Origin of the sequence: Streptomyces soli (assembly GCF_003999195.1) — a bacterium.
Taxonomy (GTDB): Bacteria; Actinomycetota; Actinomycetes; order Streptomycetales; family Streptomycetaceae; genus Actinacidiphila; species Actinacidiphila soli.
In genome coordinates, this window is record NZ_RJVR01000240.1 from 15466 (window position 1) to 34131 (window position 18666).

Below are 18666 nucleotides of genomic sequence, written 5' to 3' on the forward strand. Positions count from 1 at the left end.
CCGCGCTTGTGTGATGCCCCAACCAGCGGCGATGGTTTGTCCACGCCTTGGGACGGCGGTCCCGCCGGGCATTACGCGCGTTCCCGTACGCGCTTGGCCAGCTCGGCCGCCGCGGCACCCGGGTCCGAGGCCTCGGTGATCGCCCGTACGACGACGATCCGCCGGGCCCCGGCGTCGAGCACCTGGTCGAGGTTGGCCAGGTCGATGCCGCCGATCGCGAACCACGGCCGGCTGGTGCCGAGCGCTGCCGCGTACCGGACCAGGTCCAGGCCGGGCGCGTGCCGGCCCGGCTTGGTCGGGGTCGGCCAGACGGGCCCGGTGCAGAAATAGTCCGCACCGGGCTCCGAGGCGGCCGCGGCCACCTCGGACTCGGCATGGCAGGACCTTCCGATGATCACCTCGTCGGAGGAGCCGAGGATCGCGCGGGCCGCCGGCACCGGCAGGTCGCCCTGCCCCAGGTGCAGTACGTCCGCGCCCGCCGCGTGCGCGACATCCGCCCGGTCATTGACCGCGAGCAGCCTGCCGTGCCGACGGCACGCCTCGGCGAGGACCGCGAGGTGCTCCAGTTCCTCGCGGGCCTCGATCCCCTTGTCGCGCAGCTGGATGATGTCCACCCCGGCCGCCAGCACCGCGTCCGCGAAGGCCGCCAGGTCGCCCTGGCGCTTACGGGCATCGGTACACAGGTAGACGCGGGCGTCGGCGAGCTGCGCATGGGCGGTCATACGGAAGGTCCCCCCTCGGTGTCGGGCGTGCTGCTCAGAGGGCGAGCGCCTGGGCCCGGCGCTTCACCTCGGTCCCGCGATTCTCGCGCAGGGCCTGCGCCGGCGTGCCGGGCAGGGTGGAATCCGCGGTGAACAGCCATTCGAGGGCCTCTTCGTCGCTGAACCCGTCGTCCTTGAGCAGGGTCAGCGTGCCTGCGAGGCCCTTCACGATCTTTCCGTCGCCGATGAAGTCGGCCGGAACCATCAGGACCCGGTTCTCACCGCGGCGCACCGCGATCAGCTGACCTTCCTTGATCAGCGGCCGGATCCGGGTCACCTCCAGGCCGAGGCGCTCCGCGACATCGGGGAGGGTCAGCCAGGACGGTACGAGGGCGTCAATCTTTGCGTCGATCTCGGTCACGAAGACAAGCCTGCCATCCCGGACCGAGAGTGCGATACCGCACCGCCTACCGAACCGCCGTCTTCAGCGGTACAGCGGGGTCCGCGGCGAGCGCCACGTCGAGCCGATCGCCGCGCTCGATGAGCTTGCGGGCCTGCGCGAGATCCCGGGGCCGGCCGACAGCCAGCAGCGCCACCAGCACGCCTTCGCGCAGCCAGCAAACGGACCAGGCGGGGCCGTCCGGGTCGCCGCGCTGCAGCATCGTGTCGGCGGCCGGGTGGTGCCCGGCGTACTGCACGAAGCGGCCGAACTGCTCCGACCAGAAATAGGGCACCGGGTCGTAGCGCTCGTCGCCGCCCATCAGGTTCGCGGCGGCGACACGCGGGCCCTGGACGGCATTGTCCCAGTGGTGGACCAGCAGCCGCCTGCCGTAACGCGCCGAGGGGAAGGACGCGCAGTCCCCGACCGCGTACGCATCCGGCACGGACGTACGCAGCCGGTCGTCCGCCAGCACCGCGCGGTCCGGGCCCAGCGCGACCCCCGACCCGGCCAGCCAGTCCGTCGCCGGCCTGGCGCCGATCCCGACCACCACGGCCCCGGCGGCCAGCCGCGTACCGTCGTCCAGCAGCACCGCCCCGGGCTCCACGGCGGCCACGGCCACGCCCGTCCGCAGCTCCACGCCCGCCTCGGCGTACCAGCCCCGCATCCGGTCACCGATCTCGCCCGGCATCACCCCGGCCAGCGGCCGGTCCGCCGCCTCCACCACGGTCACCGCACAGCCGGCCTGCCGCGCCGCCGTCGCGAACTCCGCGCCGATCCACCCCGCCCCGACGACCACCACATCCCGCTTCTCGTCCAGCACGGGGCGCAGCGCGGCCGCGTCATCCAACGTCCGCAGCGTGTACCCACCCCCGCCCGGCAACGTCACCGGCTCCGCGCCGCTCGCGATCACCAACCGGTCGTACGGCACCGCGCCCGCGCCCGTCGTGACCTCACGGTCGGCCGCATTCAGCGCGGTCGCCTCCCTGCCGAGCAGCAACTCCACATCGATCGCCCCGAGGTCCACGTCGAATGCCACACCCTCGGCTTCGCCGCCCAGCAACACCGCCTTCGACAGCGGCGGCCTGTCATACGGCTCATGCGCCTCCGCCCCCAACAGCGTGATCCTCCCGCCCCGCCCCTGCTCCCGTAGGGACACCGCCGTCTGTACCCCGGCCATCCCCGCCCCAACAATGACCACGCGCTCCGCGCCGCTGCTGCTCACGGCTTCACGGTAGCCCTCCTTCTCTGCGCCGCCCGATCTTCACGCCGTGCTCGCACCATTCGGCCCCTCGCGCCGCTGCGCGGGCTTCGAGCCGCTGCGTCGGACTCTCCCCCAGACTCCGTCTGGGTGGGGGTCCTCCCCCTGGCTTCGCCGGGGGACCCCCACCGGCCGAAGGCTGGTGGGGGTCCCCCCGGACGGAGTCTGGGGGAGAGTGCCCCCGTCCGCCGTGCCAGGGCTGCCGCCGCGCCCCTGCCCGGTAGGTGGCCGGGGTCGCGTTGACACCTGCGGGCGTACGGCCAGGTGCCCCTCCCTTTCTGCGCCCCTCGCGGCGCAGCGGGGCGAAGCCCGGGGGGCGCGTCGGCGCCAAGCAGTGCGAGGGCGGCGTCGAACCGCTGCAGGGGCCGGGAGGGCCATGGCGGGGCCGCCGGGGGCGTACTAGGGTGGCTGGGCAAACACACTCGCGGGAGCCCGGCGGACCGGGCTGAGAGGGCGGCTGGACGGCCGCCGACCGTACGAACCTGATCCGGGTCATGCCGGCGAAGGGAGAAGAAGCAGGTGCAGCAGATGCATCGGTATGACGTGGTCGTCGTGGGCGGCGGCATCATCGGCCTCGTGACAGCGTGGCGGGCGGCCCAGCAGGGCCTCCGTACCGCGGTGGCAGACCCGGAGCCGGGCCGCGGGGCGGCGCATGTGGCGGCGGGGATGCTGGCCGCGGTGACGGAGCTGCAGTACGGGGAGCAGGAGCTGCTGGAGCTCAATCTGGCCTCGGCCCGCCGGTACGCGGCGTTCGCCGGGGAGTTGAGCGAGGCGACCGGCCTGGACCTGGGGTATCGCCGGTGCGGCACGCTCGCCGTGGCGCTGGACGCGGACGATCGGGCGGACCTGCGCGAACTGCACGCGTTCCAGAGCCGGTTGGGCCTGGAGTCGGAGTGGCTGAGCGGCCGCGAGTGCCGCCGGCTGGAGCCGATGCTGGCGCCGGGCGTTCGTGGCGGGCTGCGGGTGGACGGGGATCATCAGATCGACCCGCGCCGCCTCGCGAAGGCGCTGCTGCGCGCCGCCGACCTCAGCGGGGTCGACTTCCACCGCTCGGAGGTGGCCCGCGTCGAGGTGGTGCGGGGCCGGGCGCGCGGTGCCGTGCTCCGCGACGGGACGACGCTCACCGCTGACCGGACCGTGCTTGCCGCAGGCAGTCGCAGCGGCACGATCGGCGGCCTGCCGGAGCACGTGCTGCCGCCGGTGCGCCCGGTGAAGGGCCAGGTGCTGCGGCTGCGGATCCCTGCGGCGTACGCGCCGTTCCTGTCGCGGACCGTACGGGCCGTGGTGCGCGGCGGGCACGTCTACCTGGTGCCGCGCGAGAACGGCGAGCTGGTGGTCGGCGCGACCAGCGAGGAGCTGGGCTGGGACACGACGGTGACGGCGGGCGGCGTGTACGAGCTGCTGCGCGACGCGCACGAGCTCGTACCGGGCATCACCGAACTCCCCCTGGTCGAGACGCTGGCGGGCCTGCGCCCCGGATCGCCGGACAACGCCCCGATGCTGGGCGAGGCGCCGCGGCTGCCCGGGCTGCTGCTGGCCACCGGGCACCACCGCAACGGGGTGCTGCTCACACCGGTGACCGGCGACATCATGGCCGCGCTGCTGACCGGCGGCGAAGTCCCGCCCCAGGCCCGGCACTTCTCCCCCGCCCGCTTTTCCTCACGGCTGGAGCAGCCCGCATGATCCGTCTGAACGTGAAGGTCAACGGCGAGCCCCGCGAGCTCCAGCCCGGCATCACCCTCGACCGCCTGGTCGCGACGCTCACCACCGCGCACTCCGGGGTGGCGGCCGCGCTGAACGAGACCGTGGTGCCGCGCGGGCAGTGGCCGGCGACCGCGCTCCGCGACGGCGACCGCGTCGAGGTCCTGACCGCAGTACAGGGAGGCTGACCACCATGGCCGACGACCCGCTGACCATCGCCGGTACGACCTTCGCCTCCCGCCTCATCATGGGCACCGGTGGCGCGCCCAGCCTGGAGATCATGGAGCGGGCGCTCATCGCCTCCGGCACCGAACTGACCACGGTCGCCATGCGGCGCCTGGACCCGACTGTGAAGGGCTCGGTCCTCTCCCTCCTGGGCAAGCACGGCATCCGTGTGCTCCCCAACACCGCCGGCTGTTTCACCGCGGGCGAGGCCGTCCTCACCGCCCGGCTGGCCCGCGAGGCGCTCGGCACGGACTGGGTGAAGCTGGAAGTGGTCGCCGACGAGCGCACGCTGCTGCCCGACACCGTCGAACTCCTCGACGCCGCCGAGACCTTGGTGGACGACGGCTTCACCGTCCTGCCCTACACCAACGACGACCCGGTCCTGGCCCGGAAGCTGGAGGACGTCGGCTGCGCGGCGATCATGCCGCTCGGCTCGCCCATCGGCTCCGGGCTCGGCATCCGCAACCCGCACAACTTCCAGCTGATCGTCGAGCGGGCCACCGTCCCGGTGATCCTGGACGCCGGCGCCGGTACGGCGTCCGACGCCGCCCTCGCCATGGAGCTGGGCTGCGCCGCCGTCATGCTGGCCTCGGCCGTGACCCGGGCCCAGGAGCCCGTCCTCATGGCCGAGGCGATGCGGCATGCCGTCGAGGCGGGCCGTCTCGCGCACCGGGCGGGCCGGATTCCCCGGCGGCATTACGCGGAGGCGTCGTCGCCGATCGAGGGTGTGGCGGCCTTCGACCCCGAAGCCCCGGCTTTTTCCGCCCGTACGAGTGAAATCCCTGGGTGAGGAGCCACCCGAGGTCCCCGTGATCCCGGGGAATTCACCTGCCGACCCATCCCTCGTGTGACGCGGATCACGCTAGCGTGGCCGCATTGTCAACGTCGACAAAAGGGAGAGAACCATGCGGGTCGGAGTACTGACCGGCGGCGGTGACTGCCCCGGGCTCAATGCGGTCATCCGCGCCATCGTCCGCAAGGGCGTCCAGGAGTACGACTACGACTTCATCGGCTTCCGGGACGGCTGGCGCGGGCCGCTCGAGGGCGACACCGTGCCGCTCGACATCCCGGCGGTGCGCGGGATCCTGCCGCGCGGCGGCACGATCCTCGGGTCGTCGCGCACGAATCCGCTGAAGGCGGAGAACGGCATCCGGCGGGTCAAGGAGAACCTCGCCGAGTTCGAGGTGGACGCGCTGATCGTGATCGGCGGCGAGGACACGCTCGGCGTGGCCACCACCCTCGCCGACGACGAGTACGGCATCAACTGCGTCGGCGTACCGAAGACCATCGACAACGACCTGTCGGCCACCGACTACACCTTCGGTTTCGACACCGCCGTCAACATCGCGACCGAGGCCATCGACCGCCTCCACACCACCGCCGAGTCGCACATGCGCGCCCTCGTCGTCGAGGTCATGGGCCGGCACGCCGGGTGGATCGCGCTGCACTCGGGTCTGGCCGGCGGCGCCAACGTCATCCTCATCCCGGAGCAGCGCTTCGACGTCGATCAGGTCTGCGCCTGGGTGGAGAGCCGCTTCAAGATCCGTTACGCGCCCATCGTGGTGGTCGCGGAGGGTGCGATGCCCAAGGACGGCGACGTGGTCCTCAAGGACGGCACGCTCGACTCCTTCGGCCACGTACGGCTGTCCGGGGTCGGCGAATGGCTGGCCAAGGAGATCGAGAAGCGCACCGGCAAGGAGGCCAGGACCACCGTGCTCGGGCACATCCAGCGCGGCGGCACGCCGAGCGCCTTCGACCGCTGGTTGGCCACCCGCTTCGGGCTGCACGCGATCGATGCCGTACGGGACGGGGACTTCGGGAAGATGGTCGCGCTGCGCGGCACGGACATCGTGCGGGTGCCGCTGGCGGCGGCGACGGCGCACATCAAGACGGTCGATCCGAGCCTCTACGCGGAGGCGAGCGTCTTCTTCGGATAACCCCACCGGATAAACACAAGGTTTCCTCCGCGACCCCACAGCTTTCCCTGCTTGCCATGGGAGATCAGGCGGCCTTACATTCCCTCCACCCGGCTAGTCCGGCCGCTTCGTAAACCCCCCATGAGCAGCTGAGGAGCGCCCGGATGACGGGTGTACTGGCGGTTGCAGGCGGCACCGCATCCGGCAAGTCCACCCTTGCCGAGGCGCTGTCGCTGCACCATCCCGAGAGCATCGCCCTGGTCCACATCGACGACTTCTACGTGTCCGCGCACGATCGGATGCGCGGCGTGTGGACGGTCAGCGCGACCGGCTATCCGGTCCTGGACTGGAATCACCCCGGCTCGATCGACGAGGCGGCGGTGGCGGCCGCGATCGACTCCGCGCTCTGCTCCGACCGGCGGCTGGTCGTGGTGGAGGGGCTGTTCGCGCTGACCCTCCCGGCGGTCCTCGCCCGCGCGACCTGGCGGGTGTACGTCGACGCCCCCGACGACGTACGGCTGGCCCGGAAGATCCTCCGCAAGATCGAGGCCCAGCGGCAGGATCCGCGTATCTCGCTGCTCAACTACCTCCAGGGCGGGAGGGACCGGCATGCCCAGCATGTCGCTCCCTCCCGCGCCCTGGCCGATCTCGTGGTCGACGGCACCGCCGACGAGTACGAGATGCTGGCCTCCGTGATGATGCTGGTCGGCCCGGTGCTCTCCGAACACCCCGCCCTGGAGGCCTCCGCCTTCAGCGAGACGGCGTGAGCACCCTGGCCAGCAGCTCCGCCAGGATCCGGGTGCCGTCCAGCGTCAGTACGGACTCCGGGTGGAACTGCACGCCCGCGAAGCCTGGCCCGCGCATCGCGTGCACGTCGCCGGTGGCCGGGTCGCGGCTCAGCTCGACGCGGTGCATCGCCAGTTCGCCGACGGTGGCGTCGTCGGCGCGCGCGGTGAAGGAGTTGTAGAAGCCGACCGTCTCCGGGCGCCCGAAGAAGTCGATCGTCTTCTGCGCGCCCTGGAACGGCTCGTCCTTGCGGACGATCTCCAGCCCCAGCTCGGCCGCGATCAGCTCCTGGCCGAGGCACACCCCGAGCAGCCCGTGCGCGTGGTCGCGGAGCAGCTCGGCGGCGAGCGCGCGCAGGAAGCGCATTTTCGGGTCGGCTGCGTCGGCCGGATCCCCGGGCCCGGGGCCCAGGACGACCGGGCCCTCGTGGGCGAGGGCGGCCCCGCGCAGCCCCGGGTCGTCGTAGCGCCGTACGGTCACCTCGTAGCCGGACGAGCGCAGGGCGTGCGCCAGCATCGCCGTGAAAGTGTCCTCGCCGTCGACCACCAGGGCGTGGCCGTTGACCGGCTGGGGCTGCTTGGTCTGCATCCGTAGCCAGAAGGGCGCCAGGTTCGCCCGCCGCGCGTCCAGGGCCGCCTGCACCCGTACGTCCTCCGCCAGGCGCGGGCCCCGTGCGCTCTCGTCCCGTACGGGCCCGGGCAGGACCCCGAGGGCCGTCAGCACGCCGGCCGCCTTGGCGCGGGTCTCGGCGACCTCCGCGTACGGGTCGGAGTGCCGCACGAGCGTCGCCCCGACCGGCACCTTGAGCTGCCCGTCCGGCGCGATGTCGACCGTCCTGATCAGGATCGGCGAGTCCAGGGTCTGTGCTCCGCCCGCGTCCTGGCCGATGAGCGCGAGGGCGCCCGCGTAGTAGCCGCGGCCACCCGGCTCGTACCGCTGGATGACGCGGCAGGCGTTCTGCACCGGGGAGCCGGTCACGGTCGCCGCGAACATGGTCTCGCGCAGCACGTCCCGTACGTCCATGGTGCTGCGGCCGCGCAGCTCGTACTCGGTGTGCGCCAGGTGCGCCATCTCCTTCAGGCGGGGGCCGACCACGACTCCGCCCAGGCTGCAGATGGCGGACATCATCTTCAACTCCTCGTCCACGACCATCGTCAACTCCTCCACCTCCTTGGCGTCGTGGAGGAAGGCCAGCAGCCCTTCGGCGTCCGGGCCGGTCGAGGGGTAGCGGTACGTGCCGCTGATCGGGTTCATCACGACGGTCCCGCCCGACATGCGGACGTGCACCTCGGGGCTGGCGCCGACGAGGGTCCGCTCCGGGGTGTGCACGACGTACGTCCAATAGGCGCCGCGCTCGCCGCTCAGCAGTCGCCGGAAGAGCGCGAGCGCGTCCGCCGCCGCGAAGTCCGGGATCCGGCCGCGGAAGGTTCGCCGGATCACGAAGTTCGCGCCCTCGCCCTGCCCGATCTCGTCCTCGATGACGCGGCCCACGATCCCTGCGTAGGTGTCGTCGTCGATGTCGAAGGCTCCGTCCTCGACGCGTACGTCATGCGCGGGCAGCGCCGCCATGACCTCGCTCAGCGGCAGCTCATGGGACTCCTGCGGTACCAGCACCGCCAGCGGTGTCCCGTCGTCGCGTACGTCGAAGCCGCGCTCGGCGATCTGCCGGAACGGCACCATCACCAGCGCGGTCGGCAGCGGCACGTCGACCAGCCGCTCGACCGTGGTCACCGGCCCGATCAGCACTTCGACAGTGTGGGCGTCCCGGCCGGGCGTGCGGCGGCGGATCAGGGCGAAGGGCGGGGCGGCGGGAGAGAGCAGTCGCTCGATGAGGCTGTGCACGGCGGTTCCTTCCGGTACGGACTACTGAGTACGGGAGGAGCGGCCGGGCTGCGGAAACGCCGAAGGCCGCCCCTGGGGCGGCCTTCGCGATGTCTTGGGTGCGCGCGAGTCAGTGGGCCGCCGGATGAGCGGTCCACCACCAGTTCATGTTCATGCTGATCTGCTTCGCGTGCATACTCCGCACTTTAGCGCACGTCCACGAAGATCGGATGGCCTTGATCATCGCCGCCGTTGTGCTCTACGTGGCCATGCTCGCCATCACCTTCGCCGTCAACGTCCCCCTCAACGACCAGCTCGAAGCCGCCGGCACACCCGACCGCATCCCCGACCTCGCCGCCGTCCGCGAGCACTTCGAAACCACCTGGGTCCGCTGGAACATCGTCCGCACCCTCACCTGCACCGTCGCCCTGGCCTGCCTGTCCTGGGCCCTGGTGCTCAGCGGGCGCCGAGCCTAGCCAGTACGGCGTCGAAGAACTGCCAGCCGTCGACCTCGGCCGCCGCGCCGACCGTCAAGGAGTGACCGGCGGCCAGTGCCTCGTCCAGGAAGGCCCTTACCGTGCCGGGAAGGTTGAGGTTGAGGTAGCCGCCGTCGCCGGGGCGCCATACGCCGCCCTCGTGCACCACGGCGCCGTTGAGCGGGAAGGCGAAGCGGAGGCGGCCGCCCGCCGGCTCCGCCCGGAAGACGGTCAGCACTTCCTGGCAGTCGGCCCCGGACGGCCCGCCGTGCCGGTGGCCGACGGTCCAGCGGAAGCGGTCCGGGCCTACGGTCAGGCGGCGGGACCGGCAACGGGTCATGCGGGACTCGCGGGGATCAGTGGATGATGCCGAGCACCAGCAGGACGACGCCGGCGACGGCGGCGACGCCGGAGCCGATGCCGAAGCCGAGGACGTTGTTGTTCTCGGACCGGAGGAGTTCTTCCTCGGTCTTGACGGACATGAGGAAGACACCGCCCTCGGCCGGCTCGCCGACGGCCAGGCGGCCGTTGGTGTCGGCCGCCTCGCCGTGGACGTAGAAGCGGCTGCCGGGGCGGACGATCCACTCCTCGCGCTTGAAGCCGATGGTCCCGTCGCTGCGGCCGAGGTTCAGGCGCAGGGGGCCGAGTTCGAGGCGGTTGGCGGTGCCGCCGTCGTGGACGTCGAAGCGGTCGAGCACCTTCTCGGCACCGATGACCTCGTGCTTGCCGGGGCGTATGACCATCTTGCCGGTGGCGTCCTCGACGAAGAAGGCGGTGGTGCTGGTGTAGTCGGAGAGGGTTTCGGTGCGGGTCCTGCGCTGCCGCCGGCCCTTGCTGTCGTGGTACGTCTCCTCATACTTACGGGTGATCTTGTGGCGGTGCCACACGCACTCCAGGCTCTCGAGCTGGGACTTCAGCGCGCCGTCCTTGTGCGGCCGGACCAGCCCCTCCACCTCGCACCGGTAGCGGAAGGCGCCCTGGCCCGCCGCCTGGACGGCCGCGTCGTGCAGGGCGCGCAGGTCCTGGACGGGCAGCGTCTCGGTGCTCTCCATGGAGCGGGCGCGCCCGTGCGCGGCACGTGCCAGAAACGCGCAGACCACCGCCGCGACCAATACGGCCAGACCAATCCAGATCACAACATCTCCCCGAGCCACGTGGGCTTTCTCGACCGCGGCGACTTTATACGGCCCGGGAAGTCGCGGGTGAGGCCGGTGAGGCTGTCTCATCCACTGGGCTGATGCGAAAAACAGTCGACACGACCCCGTAATGTGGGATGCGTGACCGTGAACGCTGAAACCCACGCCGGTGGCAACGCCTGGCGACACCTGCCCGCGGCGCAGCAGCCCGAGTACCCCGATGCCGAGGCTCTGCGCGATGTGATCGCGGACCTCGAATCGTATCCGCCGCTCGTCTTCGCGGGCGAGTGCGACCAGCTGCGCGACCGTCTGGGCGCCGTCGCCCGTGGCGAGGCGTTCCTACTGCAGGGCGGCGACTGCGCGGAGGCCTTCGACGCGGTGTCCGCGGACCAGATCCGCAACAAGCTGAAGACGCTGCTGCAGATGGGCGCCGTGCTCACGTACGCGGGCTCGGTGCCCGTCGTGAAGGTGGGCCGGATCGCCGGCCAGTACAGCAAGCCGCGCTCGAAGCCGACCGAGACCCGCGACGGGGTCACGCTGCCGACCTACCGGGGCGACTCGGTCAACGGCTACGAGTTCACCGAGGAGTCCCGGATCCCGGATCCGGAGCGGCTGAAGCGGATGTACAACGCGTCGTCGGCGACGCTGAACCTCGTACGGGCCTTCACGACCGGCGGTTACGCGGACCTGCGGCAGGTGCACGCCTGGAACCAGGACTTCGTGAAGTCGTCCCCCTCCGGCCAGCGCTACGAGGCCCTGGCCCGGGAGATCGACAACGCGCTGTACTTCATGGAGGCGTGCGGGGTGGACCCCGCCGAGTTCCGGACCGTGGAGTTCTACGCGTCGCACGAGGCACTGCTGCTGGACTACGAATCGGCGCTGACCCGCACCGACTCGCGGACCGGCAACCTGTACGACGTGTCGGGCCACATGGTGTGGATCGGCGAGCGCACCCGGCAGCTGAACGGGGCCCACGTCGAGTTCGCGTCGCGGATCCGCAACCCGATCGGGGTGAAGCTCGGTCCGACGACGGCGCCGGAAGAGGCGCTGGCGCTGATCGACAAGCTGGACCCGGAGCGCGAGCCGGGGCGGCTCACGTTCATTTCCCGGATGGGCGCCGACAAGGTCCGCGACAAGCTGCCGACCCTCGTGGAGAAGGTCAGCGCGTCCGGTGCCCGGGTGGCCTGGGTCTGCGACCCGATGCACGGCAATACCTTCGAGGCGGCCTCCGGCCACAAGACCCGCCGCTTCGACGACGTCCTGGACGAGGTCAAGGGCTTCTTCGAGGTGCACCACGGCCTGGGCACGCACCCGGGCGGCATCCACGTGGAGCTGACCGGTGACGACGTGACGGAGTGCGTGGGCGGCGGCGACGAGATCTTCGTCGACGACCTGCACCAGCGGTACGAGACGGCCTGCGACCCGCGGCTCAACCGCAGCCAGTCGCTCGATCTGGCCTTCCTGGTCGCGGAGATGTACCGGCGGTAGCACCCGGAATACCCGGCGGCAACTGGACGAGGGGCACGGATCACATCGATCCTTGCCCCTCACCACTTTTCACTCCGACGGACGCCGGGTAAGGTTAGGTTAACCTCAGGTCGGGACCCGGGAAGGGGTGAACCGCGTGTACGTCTGCTCGTGCTTCGGCATCACCGAAGAGCAGGTCAAGCAGCATGCGGATGCCGGCCGCTGCACCCCCCGCCAGATCGCCTCGGCCTGCAAGGCCGGCACCGACTGCGGCTCGTGCGTACGTCGTATACAGGCCCTGCTGGGCCGTGGTACCAGCTGCGCCCCCCGTACGGAGATGGCGACGACCGTCGCCCGGACCTTCGTACCGGACGAGGCGGCGCGGGCCGCGTAGCCCGCCTCAGCTCTCCGGCTGTTCGATCAGCTGGGCGATGTAGAGCGCCTCACCAAGCTTCTCGACCAGATCCAGCTGGGTGTCGAGGTAGTCGATGTGGTGCTCCTCGTCCGCGAGGATGCTCTCGAAGATATTGGCCGAGGTGATGTCACCCTTGGCCCGCATGACCTCGATGCCGCGCTTGAGGCGGTCGATCGCCTCGACCTCGACCTCGCGGTCGGCCCGGAACATCTCGGTGACCGTCTGGCCCACGCGGACATGGAAGAGCCGCTGGTAGTTGGGCAGGCCCTCGAGGAAGAGGATGCGGTCGGTGAGCACTTCCGCGTGCTTCATCTCGTCGAACGACTCGTGACGCGTGTACTTCGCGAGCTTCGTCCAGCCGAAGTTCTCCTGCATCTTGGCGTGCAGGAAGTACTGGTTGATCGCGGTCAGCTCGCCGGTCAGCTGCTCGTTCAAGAACTCGATGACCTCGGGGTCGCCCTGCATGGCAGACTCCGTCCTTCCTCACGGGGTTCGACAAGTTGCCCGCCGCATCATGGCATCGCACGCCTGGCTGATCCAGTAAGTGGAAGCTTAGTGCCACGGACCGGCTTGTCACCGTTTGGGATGGTCCTGGTCGGTAGCACTGCATCCGGTCTGTCACCATGGAGTCATGGGTCAGTCCGAACGTCACGAGGGGAAGCCGGACGAGCTTCCTCCGGGGCAGCGGCTTCAGCGCGGCTGGCCGGTGACGCACTACGGACCCGTACCGCGCTTCAAGCCGGACCGCTGGGAATTCAGGGTGTTCGGTGCCACGGCGGACGGTGACAAACACTGCTGGAACCACGAGGAGTTCGCTGCGCTGCCGTATACGACGGTCGTCGGTGACTTCCACTGCGTGACCAAGTTCAGCATGCTCGGCGTCGAGTGGGGCGGGGTCGCTGCCTCCGCGGTCCTGAAGCTGGCACCGCCCGCGCCCGAGGTCACCCATGTGATGGTCTGGGCCGAGTACGGCTTCAGCTCGAATCTCCGGCTCTCCGACTTCGCCGACGACAAGTCGATATTCGCCACCCATCGCGGGGGCGAGCCGCTCACTGCGGAACATGGCTTCCCCGCCCGGCTCATCGTGCCCCACCTGTACGCCTGGAAGGGCCCCAAGTGGGTCCGTGGCGTCGAGTACATGACCGCCGACCGTCGCGGCTTCTGGGAGGAGCGCGGCTATCACAACGTCGGCGACCCCTGGGCCGAGCAGCGCTACTCGTACCAGGAGGAGCCCGGCGACGGGCCCGAACTCTAGCCCCAGCCCTAGCCGCGAAGCCGCTTGAGGCGGGCGATGTCCGCCGCGTGGCCCTCCGGACCGCCCGGGGTCTCGATGACCAGCGGGACGCCGGCCGTGGCGGGGTGGATGAAGAGATCGGCGAAGGCGTCCTCGCCGATGTGGCCGGCGCCGATGTTCTCGTGGCGGTCCTTGTGGGCGCCGACCACGTCCTTGGAGTCGTTGGCGTGGATGAGCCGCAGCCGCCCCTCGCCGACGGTGTCGACCAGTTCGTCCAGCAGGAGCTTCATGCCGCCCGGCGCCGCCATGTCGTGCCCGGCGGCGAAGGCGTGGCAGGTGTCCAGGCAGACGCCCAGCCGGGGGTGCCGGTCAAGTACGTCGAAGTACGGGCCGAGGTCCTCGGCGAGGGAGCAGAGGGAGAAGCCCTGGCCGGCGGTGGGCTCCAGGAGCAGCCAGGGGTCATCGTCGTGGGTCAGCTCGTCCAGCAGCGGCAGCATCCGCTCCCTGGCCTGGGCGAGGGCGACGGAACGCGGCCGGCCGCCGGTCGCCGACCCGGTGTGGACGACGACGCCGAGGGCGCCGATGTCCCGGGCCCGGCGCAGCGAGTGGCGCAGTGAGTCCACGGACTTATCGACGGTCGCCTCGGTGTGCGAGCCGAAGTTGATCAGGTAGGGCGCGTGGACGTACGCCGGGATGCCCTCGGCGGCGCAGCGCTCGCGGAAGGCCTGGTCCTGGGCCGGGCTGCCGGGCGGGGTGGCCCAGCCGCGCGGGTTGGCGACGAAGACCTGTACGGCCTCGGCGCCCATGGTCCGCGCGTACGACAGCCCGACGCGCGCGAGGCCGCCCGCGACGGGGGTATGGCCGCCGACGGGGTTACGGAGGTCACCGGGCACGTCAGCTCACCCACAGGGTGATCGTGCTGCCCTTGGCGGCCTGCTGGCCTGCGCCCGGGGACTGGTTGTTGACCTTGCCGGTGAAGAAGAACTGGATCACGCGGACGTCGAAGCCGGCGTCCTTGAGGATCTTCTTGGCCTCGTCGACGCTCTTGCCGTCCACATCCGGGACGTCGACGATCTGCTGGCCCTTGGAGAGGGTCAGAGTGACGGTGTCGCCCTGACCGAGCTGCCCGTCCGGGCCGGGGGTCTGGAGGGCGACGTCGCCGGGGTCGGCCGCGTCGGAGTACACGGGCGTCTTGGCGACCTTCACGGTTAGCCCGGCGTCCTCCAGCGACGACCTGGCGTCGTCGACGGAGTCACCGACCACGTCCGGTACGTCCACCGGCTGGCCCCTGCTGACGGTGATCCCGACGGGGCTGTCCGGCCCGCGGCTCGTGCCGGACTTCGGGTCGGTGCTGATCACCTGGCCGGCGTCCACCTCGTCGCTGAACTCCCGGGTGACCGTCCCCGGGGTGAGCCCGACCTGCCTGAGCTGCTGCCTGGCCGCGACCAGCGCCTTACCGGTCACATCGGGGACGCTCACCCGCTCCGGGCCCTTGGACACGGTGATGGTGACCGTGCCGTTGTCCCGTACGCGCTCGCCCGTGGCGGGGTCGGTGCTGATCACCTTGCCCCTGTCGACGCTCTCGCTGTAGTCCGTCGCGACCTTGACGTCGAGGCCCGCCGCGCGCAGGTCGTGCTCGGCCTGAGCCTGGGTCAGGTCCACCACGGCCGGGGTCCTGGTGAACTGCCCCTCCGCGACGTACCAAACGCCCGCGCAGAGGCCGACGATCACGAGGATGGCGGCCAGGAGTGCGGCCGGGCCCCTGCGGCTGCCCCTGCTGTTGCCGCCGCTGCCGCTGCTCCGGCGCCGGGCGGCCGGGGGCGGCGGCGGGCTCGCCAGCAGGCTGGTCCGGTTCAGCGCTTCCGCCGGCTCGGCGTACCGCACGGCCGTGGTCGGCTCCTCGGACCCCACGGCGGGCGGCATCGGCCTGGCCGCCGCCGGCACCGCGTCCAACTGCTCGTCGGTGAGCGCCTGGCGGGCGGTGTGCAGCCGCGCCAGCAGCTCCACCGCGTCGGCGGGCCGCAGCGCGGCGTCCCGTGCGGCGGCACCGGCGACCAGCCAGTCCAGCTGCGGGGCGAGGCCCGGGACGGTGACGGAGGGCGGCGTGATGTCCTCGTGGAGGCGCTGGTAAATGACCTGCATCGCCGTGTCGCCGGTGTGCGGCTTGCCGCCGGTCAGCATCTCGTACAGCAGCAGCCCGCAGGCGTACACATCCGTGCGGGCGTCGGTCGCGCCGTTCTCGATCTGCTCCGGCGCCATGTACGACACCGTGCCGAGGACTCCGCCGGTCGTCGCCGTGGTGTTGGTGTCCACCGCCCTGACCAGGCCGAAGTCCACCACCTTCACGCGCCCGTCGTCCCCGATCAGCACGTTCTCCGGCTTCATGTCCCGGTGGACCAGCCCCGCGCGATGCGCCGCCCCGAGCCCGGCCAGCACGGGCTCCAGGATGTCCAGGGCCGCCCGGGGGTGCAGCGCGCCGCGCTCGCGCATGACGTCACGCAGGGTGCAGCCCGCGATGTACTCCATGGCGAGGTAGACGTAGGTGCCGTCCGTGCCCTGGTCGTAGACCCCCACCACATTCGGGTGCGCCAGGCGGGCCACCGCCTTCGCCTCCCGGATGAACCGATCCACGAAGCCGCCGTCCGCCGCCAGCCCCGGGTGCATCACCTTCAGCGCGAGCACGCGGTCCAGGCGGGTGTCCACGGCCCGGTAGACCGTCGCCATCCCGCCGACCGCGATCCGGGTCTCCACCCGGTAGCGGCCATCGAGCGTCTGCCCGACAAGCGGGTCCTGAAGGGTCATATCCACGGTTCAGCAGTCTACGAGCCGCGGCTGACCCGTCCGGCCTAACCCGCACGCGTTGTGCCGCCCCCGTACACGACCGGAACCGAACCGTGACCCCCGCGCCGGGCCGCGGCCGGCTGTTCCTCCCCCACCCCGCCCCTTCCCGAAACCAGGGTCGCTGCCCCTGGACCCCGGACGCGTGCGCTGTTCTGCGCGGGTCCGTGGCCGGCAAGTTCAGCCCGTCCGGCGATTGAGGACTGGGGGTCCTCCCCCAGCCTGGCGGCTGGGTGGTGGTGGGGGTGCCCCCAGCGAAGCGGGGGGGAGTGCCCCCACCGGCCGAAGGCTGGGGGAGGGTCTGGGGTGGGGTGGGGGAGAGCCCAACCGCGGCGGGCGTCAGGCGTCGTCGAGGCCCTGCTCAATCGCGTAGCGGACGAGCTCCACGCGGTTGTGGAGCTGAAGCTTGCCGAGGGTGTTCTGGACGTGGTTCTGGACGGTGCGGTGGGAGATGACGAGGCGCTCGGCGATCTGCTTGTAGCTGAGGCCCTTGGCGACGAGGCGGAGGACTTCGGTTTCGCGCTCGGTGAGGCGGGGGGCCTCGGGCTCGTTGGGGGCAGTGGGGGCGGGGTCGGAGGCGAGGCGGCGGTATTCGCCGAGGACGAGGCCGGCGAGGCCGGGGGTGAAGACGGGGTCGCCGACGGCGGTGCGGCGGACGGCGTCGAGGAGCTCCTGGCGGCCGGCGGACTTGAGGAGGTAACCGGTGGCGCCGGACTTGACGGCCTCCAGGACGTCCGCGTGCTCACCGCTCGCGGAGAGAACGAGGACCCGGAGGGCGGGGTTGTCGCCGATGACGTCCTTGCAGACCTGGGCCCCGGAGAGCCCCGGGAGGTTGAGGTCGAGGACGAGGACCTGAGGAAGGACGGCCTTGGCGCGGCGTACCGCCTCGGGGCCGTCGCCGGCCGTGGCGACGACCTCGTAGCCGGCCTCGGCCAGGTCGCGGGCGACGGCGTCGCGCCACATGGGGTGGTCGTCGACGACCATCACCTTCACCGCTGCCACCGATGGGTCGGTCATTTCCTGAGCCTCATTTCGACTTCTGCCCCCTGCCCGGGCACCGAGACCACTTCCACCGTCCCGCCGAGATCATGCAGGCGGCCACGGATCGACTGGGCGACCCCGAGCCGGCCCTCCTTCTCCGCGTCGGCGAGCCGGCCCTCCGGAATGCCGGGGCCGTCGTCGCGAACGCTGACCAGGACGGCGTCGGGTTCGTCCTCGAGCAGGATCCAGGCGTGGGCGCCGTCCCCGGCGTGCTTGCGTACGTTGTCGAGCGCGGCGCCGACCGCCGCGGCCAACTCGGTCGCGGCGTACGGGCCTACGAGGACGGGCGTACCCGGCGCCGAGACGGTGACACGGGTGGCGGTGAGGGAGGTGAGCAGCGGGCGCAGGTCGACCGGGCCGGCGGGCTCGTCCAGGGCCTCACGCGGGGCCGGGACGGCGTTGTCCGTCACGAGGGCGCGCAGCGCGACCTCCTGCTGGCCGGCCATCCGGCCCAGTGCCTCCGCCTCGCCGCCGATCTCCGCGCCGCGCCGCTGGACCATGGCCAGCACCTGCAGGACGCCGTCGTGGATGTCGCGGGCGAGCCGTTCGCGCTCCCGGGTGGCCGCCTCGATCCGCAGGGCCCGGGCGAGGACGCGCTCGCTGGTGCGGGCGACCTCGACGACGTAGCCGATGGCGATGCTGGCGATCCACACCAGCAGCACGTTGTGCACGGTGTCGCGGGAGAGCGTGCCTCGCTCGATGACATTGGCGACGCCGACCAGCGCCGAGGTGACCGCCGCCCACCGCCAGCCGCCCTTGATGGCGAACGCGAGCACCGAGCCGGCGGTCCATATCGACGGCAACGTCGGGCCACCGTCCAGGATGTGTTCGTGCGTGGCGACCGCCGGGGTGAGCAGGATGCCGGCGAGCGCGAGGGTCATGTCGGCCACCAGGAAGCGCTTGGTGCAGCGCTGCGCCGAGCTGACGTGGCCGAGCGTGGCCAGCGTCCACACGGCGAGCACCGACAGATACGCGACCCCGGCCCAGGGGCGCTGGTACTCGTGCTCGCTCCAGCCGATGCCGAACAGGCTGACGGCGTACGCGAGGGTCAGCAGCCGATAAGCCGTCAGCGCGCGCCACAGCGGCTGCTCGACCGACATGCGTACGACCCGTGGCGGCCGCTCGGTGTGTGGCCGCCGTTCGGTCAGTGACCGCCGTTCGGTCCGTGCCGGGCGCGTCTCGCGCGTGCGCAGTGGCATGTCCCCCTCC

21 protein-coding genes and 1 riboswitch are annotated in these 18666 nt (G+C 71.5%); of the genes, 9 read left to right on the top strand and 12 right to left on the bottom strand.

Translation table 11 applies throughout. The annotated features are described in order from the left end of the window. Positions 1 to 71: 71 nt before the first annotated feature. Genes thiE through EFK10_RS24005 form a run of 3 tightly spaced genes read right to left on the bottom strand, consistent with a single transcriptional unit; the run spans position 72 to position 2365 of the window. Positions 72 to 722: a thiamine phosphate synthase gene (gene thiE / locus EFK10_RS23995; protein ID WP_127357701.1), complete on the bottom strand. Its 651-nt coding sequence runs from the start codon at positions 720 to 722 to the stop codon at positions 72 to 74. A 34-nt stretch (positions 723 to 756) separates the two neighbouring features. Then, on the bottom strand, positions 757 to 1122 hold the full coding sequence (locus EFK10_RS24000) for an Rv2175c family DNA-binding protein (RefSeq protein ID WP_127357702.1): 366 nt from the start codon (positions 1120 to 1122) through the stop codon (positions 757 to 759). A gap of 46 nt (positions 1123 to 1168) precedes the next feature. Continuing rightward, positions 1169 to 2365 carry an NAD(P)/FAD-dependent oxidoreductase gene (locus EFK10_RS24005; protein WP_265737551.1) on the bottom strand — a complete coding sequence of 399 codons (1197 nt, stop codon included), beginning with the start codon at positions 2363 to 2365 and terminating at the stop codon, positions 1169 to 1171. A 450-nt stretch (positions 2366 to 2815) separates the two neighbouring features. Further along, positions 2816 to 2927: riboswitch (TPP riboswitch) on the top strand. A gap of 2 nt (positions 2928 to 2929) precedes the next feature. Here EFK10_RS24005 and thiO point away from each other — a divergent pair. From thiO to EFK10_RS24030, 5 genes are all read left to right on the top strand, one after another. Continuing rightward, positions 2930 to 4084: a glycine oxidase ThiO gene (thiO, locus tag EFK10_RS24010; protein WP_127357703.1), complete on the top strand. Its 1155-nt coding sequence runs from the start codon at positions 2930 to 2932 to the stop codon at positions 4082 to 4084. Continuing rightward, complete coding sequence (thiS, locus tag EFK10_RS24015; RefSeq protein ID WP_164836136.1) at positions 4081 to 4290, top strand: sulfur carrier protein ThiS; 210 nt, start codon at positions 4081 to 4083, stop codon at positions 4288 to 4290. The genes thiO and thiS overlap by 4 nt, the downstream gene beginning before the upstream one ends. A 5-nt stretch (positions 4291 to 4295) precedes the next feature. Next, complete coding sequence (locus EFK10_RS24020; RefSeq protein WP_127357704.1) at positions 4296 to 5117, top strand: thiazole synthase; 822 nt, start codon at positions 4296 to 4298, stop codon at positions 5115 to 5117. 115 nt (positions 5118 to 5232) lie between these two features. Next, a complete protein-coding gene (locus EFK10_RS24025; RefSeq protein WP_127357705.1) occupies positions 5233 to 6264 on the top strand; it encodes a 6-phosphofructokinase in 1032 nt (343 codons plus the stop codon). A gap of 143 nt (positions 6265 to 6407) precedes the next feature. After that, on the top strand, positions 6408 to 7010 hold the full coding sequence (locus EFK10_RS24030) for a uridine kinase family protein (protein ID WP_127357706.1): 603 nt from the start codon (positions 6408 to 6410) through the stop codon (positions 7008 to 7010). Here the strand turns inward: EFK10_RS24030 and EFK10_RS24035 are convergent. Next, a complete protein-coding gene (locus tag EFK10_RS24035; RefSeq protein WP_127357707.1) occupies positions 6994 to 8871 on the bottom strand; it encodes an anthranilate synthase family protein in 1878 nt (625 codons plus the stop codon). The two genes, EFK10_RS24030 and EFK10_RS24035, sit on opposite strands and share 17 nt — an antisense overlap. Positions 8872 to 8980: 109 nt before the next feature. Beyond that, positions 8981 to 9046: a trp operon leader peptide gene (locus EFK10_RS53425; protein WP_407647127.1), complete on the bottom strand. Its 66-nt coding sequence runs from the start codon at positions 9044 to 9046 to the stop codon at positions 8981 to 8983. On the opposite strand from EFK10_RS53425, the gene EFK10_RS24045 reads away from it, so the two are divergent. Further along, entirely contained in the window at positions 9018 to 9326 is a 309-nt protein-coding gene (locus EFK10_RS24045) for an anthrone oxygenase family protein (protein ID WP_127357709.1), read from the top strand. The genes EFK10_RS53425 and EFK10_RS24045 overlap by 29 nt on opposite strands. Here EFK10_RS24045 and EFK10_RS24050 read toward each other — a convergent pair. Next, positions 9307 to 9666 carry a hypothetical protein gene (locus EFK10_RS24050; protein WP_127357710.1) on the bottom strand — a complete coding sequence of 120 codons (360 nt, stop codon included), beginning with the start codon at positions 9664 to 9666 and terminating at the stop codon, positions 9307 to 9309. The genes EFK10_RS24045 and EFK10_RS24050 overlap by 20 nt on opposite strands. A 16-nt stretch (positions 9667 to 9682) precedes the next feature. Further along, positions 9683 to 10462 carry a GIDE domain-containing protein gene (locus EFK10_RS24055; protein ID WP_127357711.1) on the bottom strand — a complete coding sequence of 260 codons (780 nt, stop codon included), beginning with the start codon at positions 10460 to 10462 and terminating at the stop codon, positions 9683 to 9685. 141 nt (positions 10463 to 10603) lie between these two features. Here EFK10_RS24055 and EFK10_RS24060 point away from each other — a divergent pair, with 141 nt between their 5' ends. Both EFK10_RS24060 and EFK10_RS24065 read left to right on the top strand, forming a co-directional pair. Beyond that, positions 10604 to 11950, top strand: a complete 1347-nt coding sequence (locus tag EFK10_RS24060) for a class II 3-deoxy-7-phosphoheptulonate synthase (protein WP_127357712.1) — start codon at positions 10604 to 10606, stop codon at positions 11948 to 11950. A gap of 127 nt (positions 11951 to 12077) precedes the next feature. After that, positions 12078 to 12323 carry a (2Fe-2S)-binding protein gene (locus tag EFK10_RS24065; RefSeq protein ID WP_127357713.1) on the top strand — a complete coding sequence of 82 codons (246 nt, stop codon included), beginning with the start codon at positions 12078 to 12080 and terminating at the stop codon, positions 12321 to 12323. 6 nt (positions 12324 to 12329) lie between these two features. Here EFK10_RS24065 and bfr read toward each other — a convergent pair whose 3' ends face one another. Further along, on the bottom strand, positions 12330 to 12809 hold the full coding sequence (gene bfr / locus EFK10_RS24070; RefSeq protein WP_127357714.1) for a bacterioferritin: 480 nt from the start codon (positions 12807 to 12809) through the stop codon (positions 12330 to 12332). A 166-nt stretch (positions 12810 to 12975) separates the two neighbouring features. On the opposite strand from bfr, the gene EFK10_RS24075 reads away from it, so the two are divergent. Further along, positions 12976 to 13599 carry a sulfite oxidase-like oxidoreductase gene (locus EFK10_RS24075; RefSeq protein ID WP_127357715.1) on the top strand — a complete coding sequence of 208 codons (624 nt, stop codon included), beginning with the start codon at positions 12976 to 12978 and terminating at the stop codon, positions 13597 to 13599. Positions 13600 to 13607: 8 nt separating this feature from the next. On the opposite strand, the gene EFK10_RS24080 is transcribed toward EFK10_RS24075, so the two are convergent. The 4 genes from EFK10_RS24080 to macS all read right to left on the bottom strand — a co-directional run bounded on the left by EFK10_RS24080 (position 13608) and on the right by macS (position 18557). Then, entirely contained in the window at positions 13608 to 14471 is an 864-nt protein-coding gene (locus EFK10_RS24080; protein WP_127357716.1) for a deoxyribonuclease IV, read from the bottom strand. Position 14472: 1 nt separating this feature from the next. Further along, positions 14473 to 16386 (bottom strand): Stk1 family PASTA domain-containing Ser/Thr kinase, encoded by a 1914-nt coding sequence (gene pknB, locus EFK10_RS24085; protein WP_127357717.1) that lies wholly within the window; start codon positions 16384 to 16386, stop codon positions 14473 to 14475. Positions 16387 to 16755: 369 nt separating this feature from the next. Continuing rightward, complete coding sequence (locus tag EFK10_RS24090) at positions 16756 to 17433, bottom strand: response regulator (RefSeq protein ID WP_127357718.1); 678 nt, start codon at positions 17431 to 17433, stop codon at positions 16756 to 16758. Continuing rightward, complete coding sequence (macS, locus tag EFK10_RS24095) at positions 17430 to 18557, bottom strand: MacS family sensor histidine kinase (protein ID WP_127357763.1); 1128 nt, start codon at positions 18555 to 18557, stop codon at positions 17430 to 17432. Before macS ends, EFK10_RS24090 begins: the two co-directional genes overlap by 4 nt. Positions 18558 to 18666: the final 109 nt, after the last annotated feature.

What these genes read in the sequence shown, in the direction of transcription:
- EFK10_RS24020 (WP_127357704.1), top strand. Translation starts at nt 4,296, where the DNA reads ATGGCCGACGACCCGCTGACCATCGCCGGTACGACCTTCGCCTCCCGC.
- macS (WP_127357763.1), bottom strand. Translation starts at nt 18,557, where the DNA reads ATGTCGGTCGAGCAGCCGCTGTGGCGCGCGCTGACGGCTTATCGGCTG.
- EFK10_RS24090 (WP_127357718.1), bottom strand. Translation starts at nt 17,433, where the DNA reads ATGACCGACCCATCGGTGGCAGCGGTGAAGGTGATGGTCGTCGACGAC.
- EFK10_RS24030 (WP_127357706.1), top strand. Translation starts at nt 6,408, where the DNA reads ATGACGGGTGTACTGGCGGTTGCAGGCGGCACCGCATCCGGCAAGTCC.
- thiE (WP_127357701.1), bottom strand. Translation starts at nt 722, where the DNA reads ATGACCGCCCATGCGCAGCTCGCCGACGCCCGCGTCTACCTGTGTACC.
- thiO (WP_127357703.1), top strand. Translation starts at nt 2,930, where the DNA reads ATGCATCGGTATGACGTGGTCGTCGTGGGCGGCGGCATCATCGGCCTC.
- EFK10_RS24045 (WP_127357709.1), top strand. Translation starts at nt 9,018, where the DNA reads ATGTTCATGCTGATCTGCTTCGCGTGCATACTCCGCACTTTAGCGCAC.
- thiS (WP_164836136.1), top strand. Translation starts at nt 4,081, where the DNA reads ATGATCCGTCTGAACGTGAAGGTCAACGGCGAGCCCCGCGAGCTCCAG.
- bfr (WP_127357714.1), bottom strand. Translation starts at nt 12,809, where the DNA reads ATGCAGGGCGACCCCGAGGTCATCGAGTTCTTGAACGAGCAGCTGACC.
- EFK10_RS24050 (WP_127357710.1), bottom strand. Translation starts at nt 9,666, where the DNA reads ATGACCCGTTGCCGGTCCCGCCGCCTGACCGTAGGCCCGGACCGCTTC.
- EFK10_RS24075 (WP_127357715.1), top strand. Translation starts at nt 12,976, where the DNA reads ATGGGTCAGTCCGAACGTCACGAGGGGAAGCCGGACGAGCTTCCTCCG.
- EFK10_RS24025 (WP_127357705.1), top strand. Translation starts at nt 5,233, where the DNA reads ATGCGGGTCGGAGTACTGACCGGCGGCGGTGACTGCCCCGGGCTCAAT.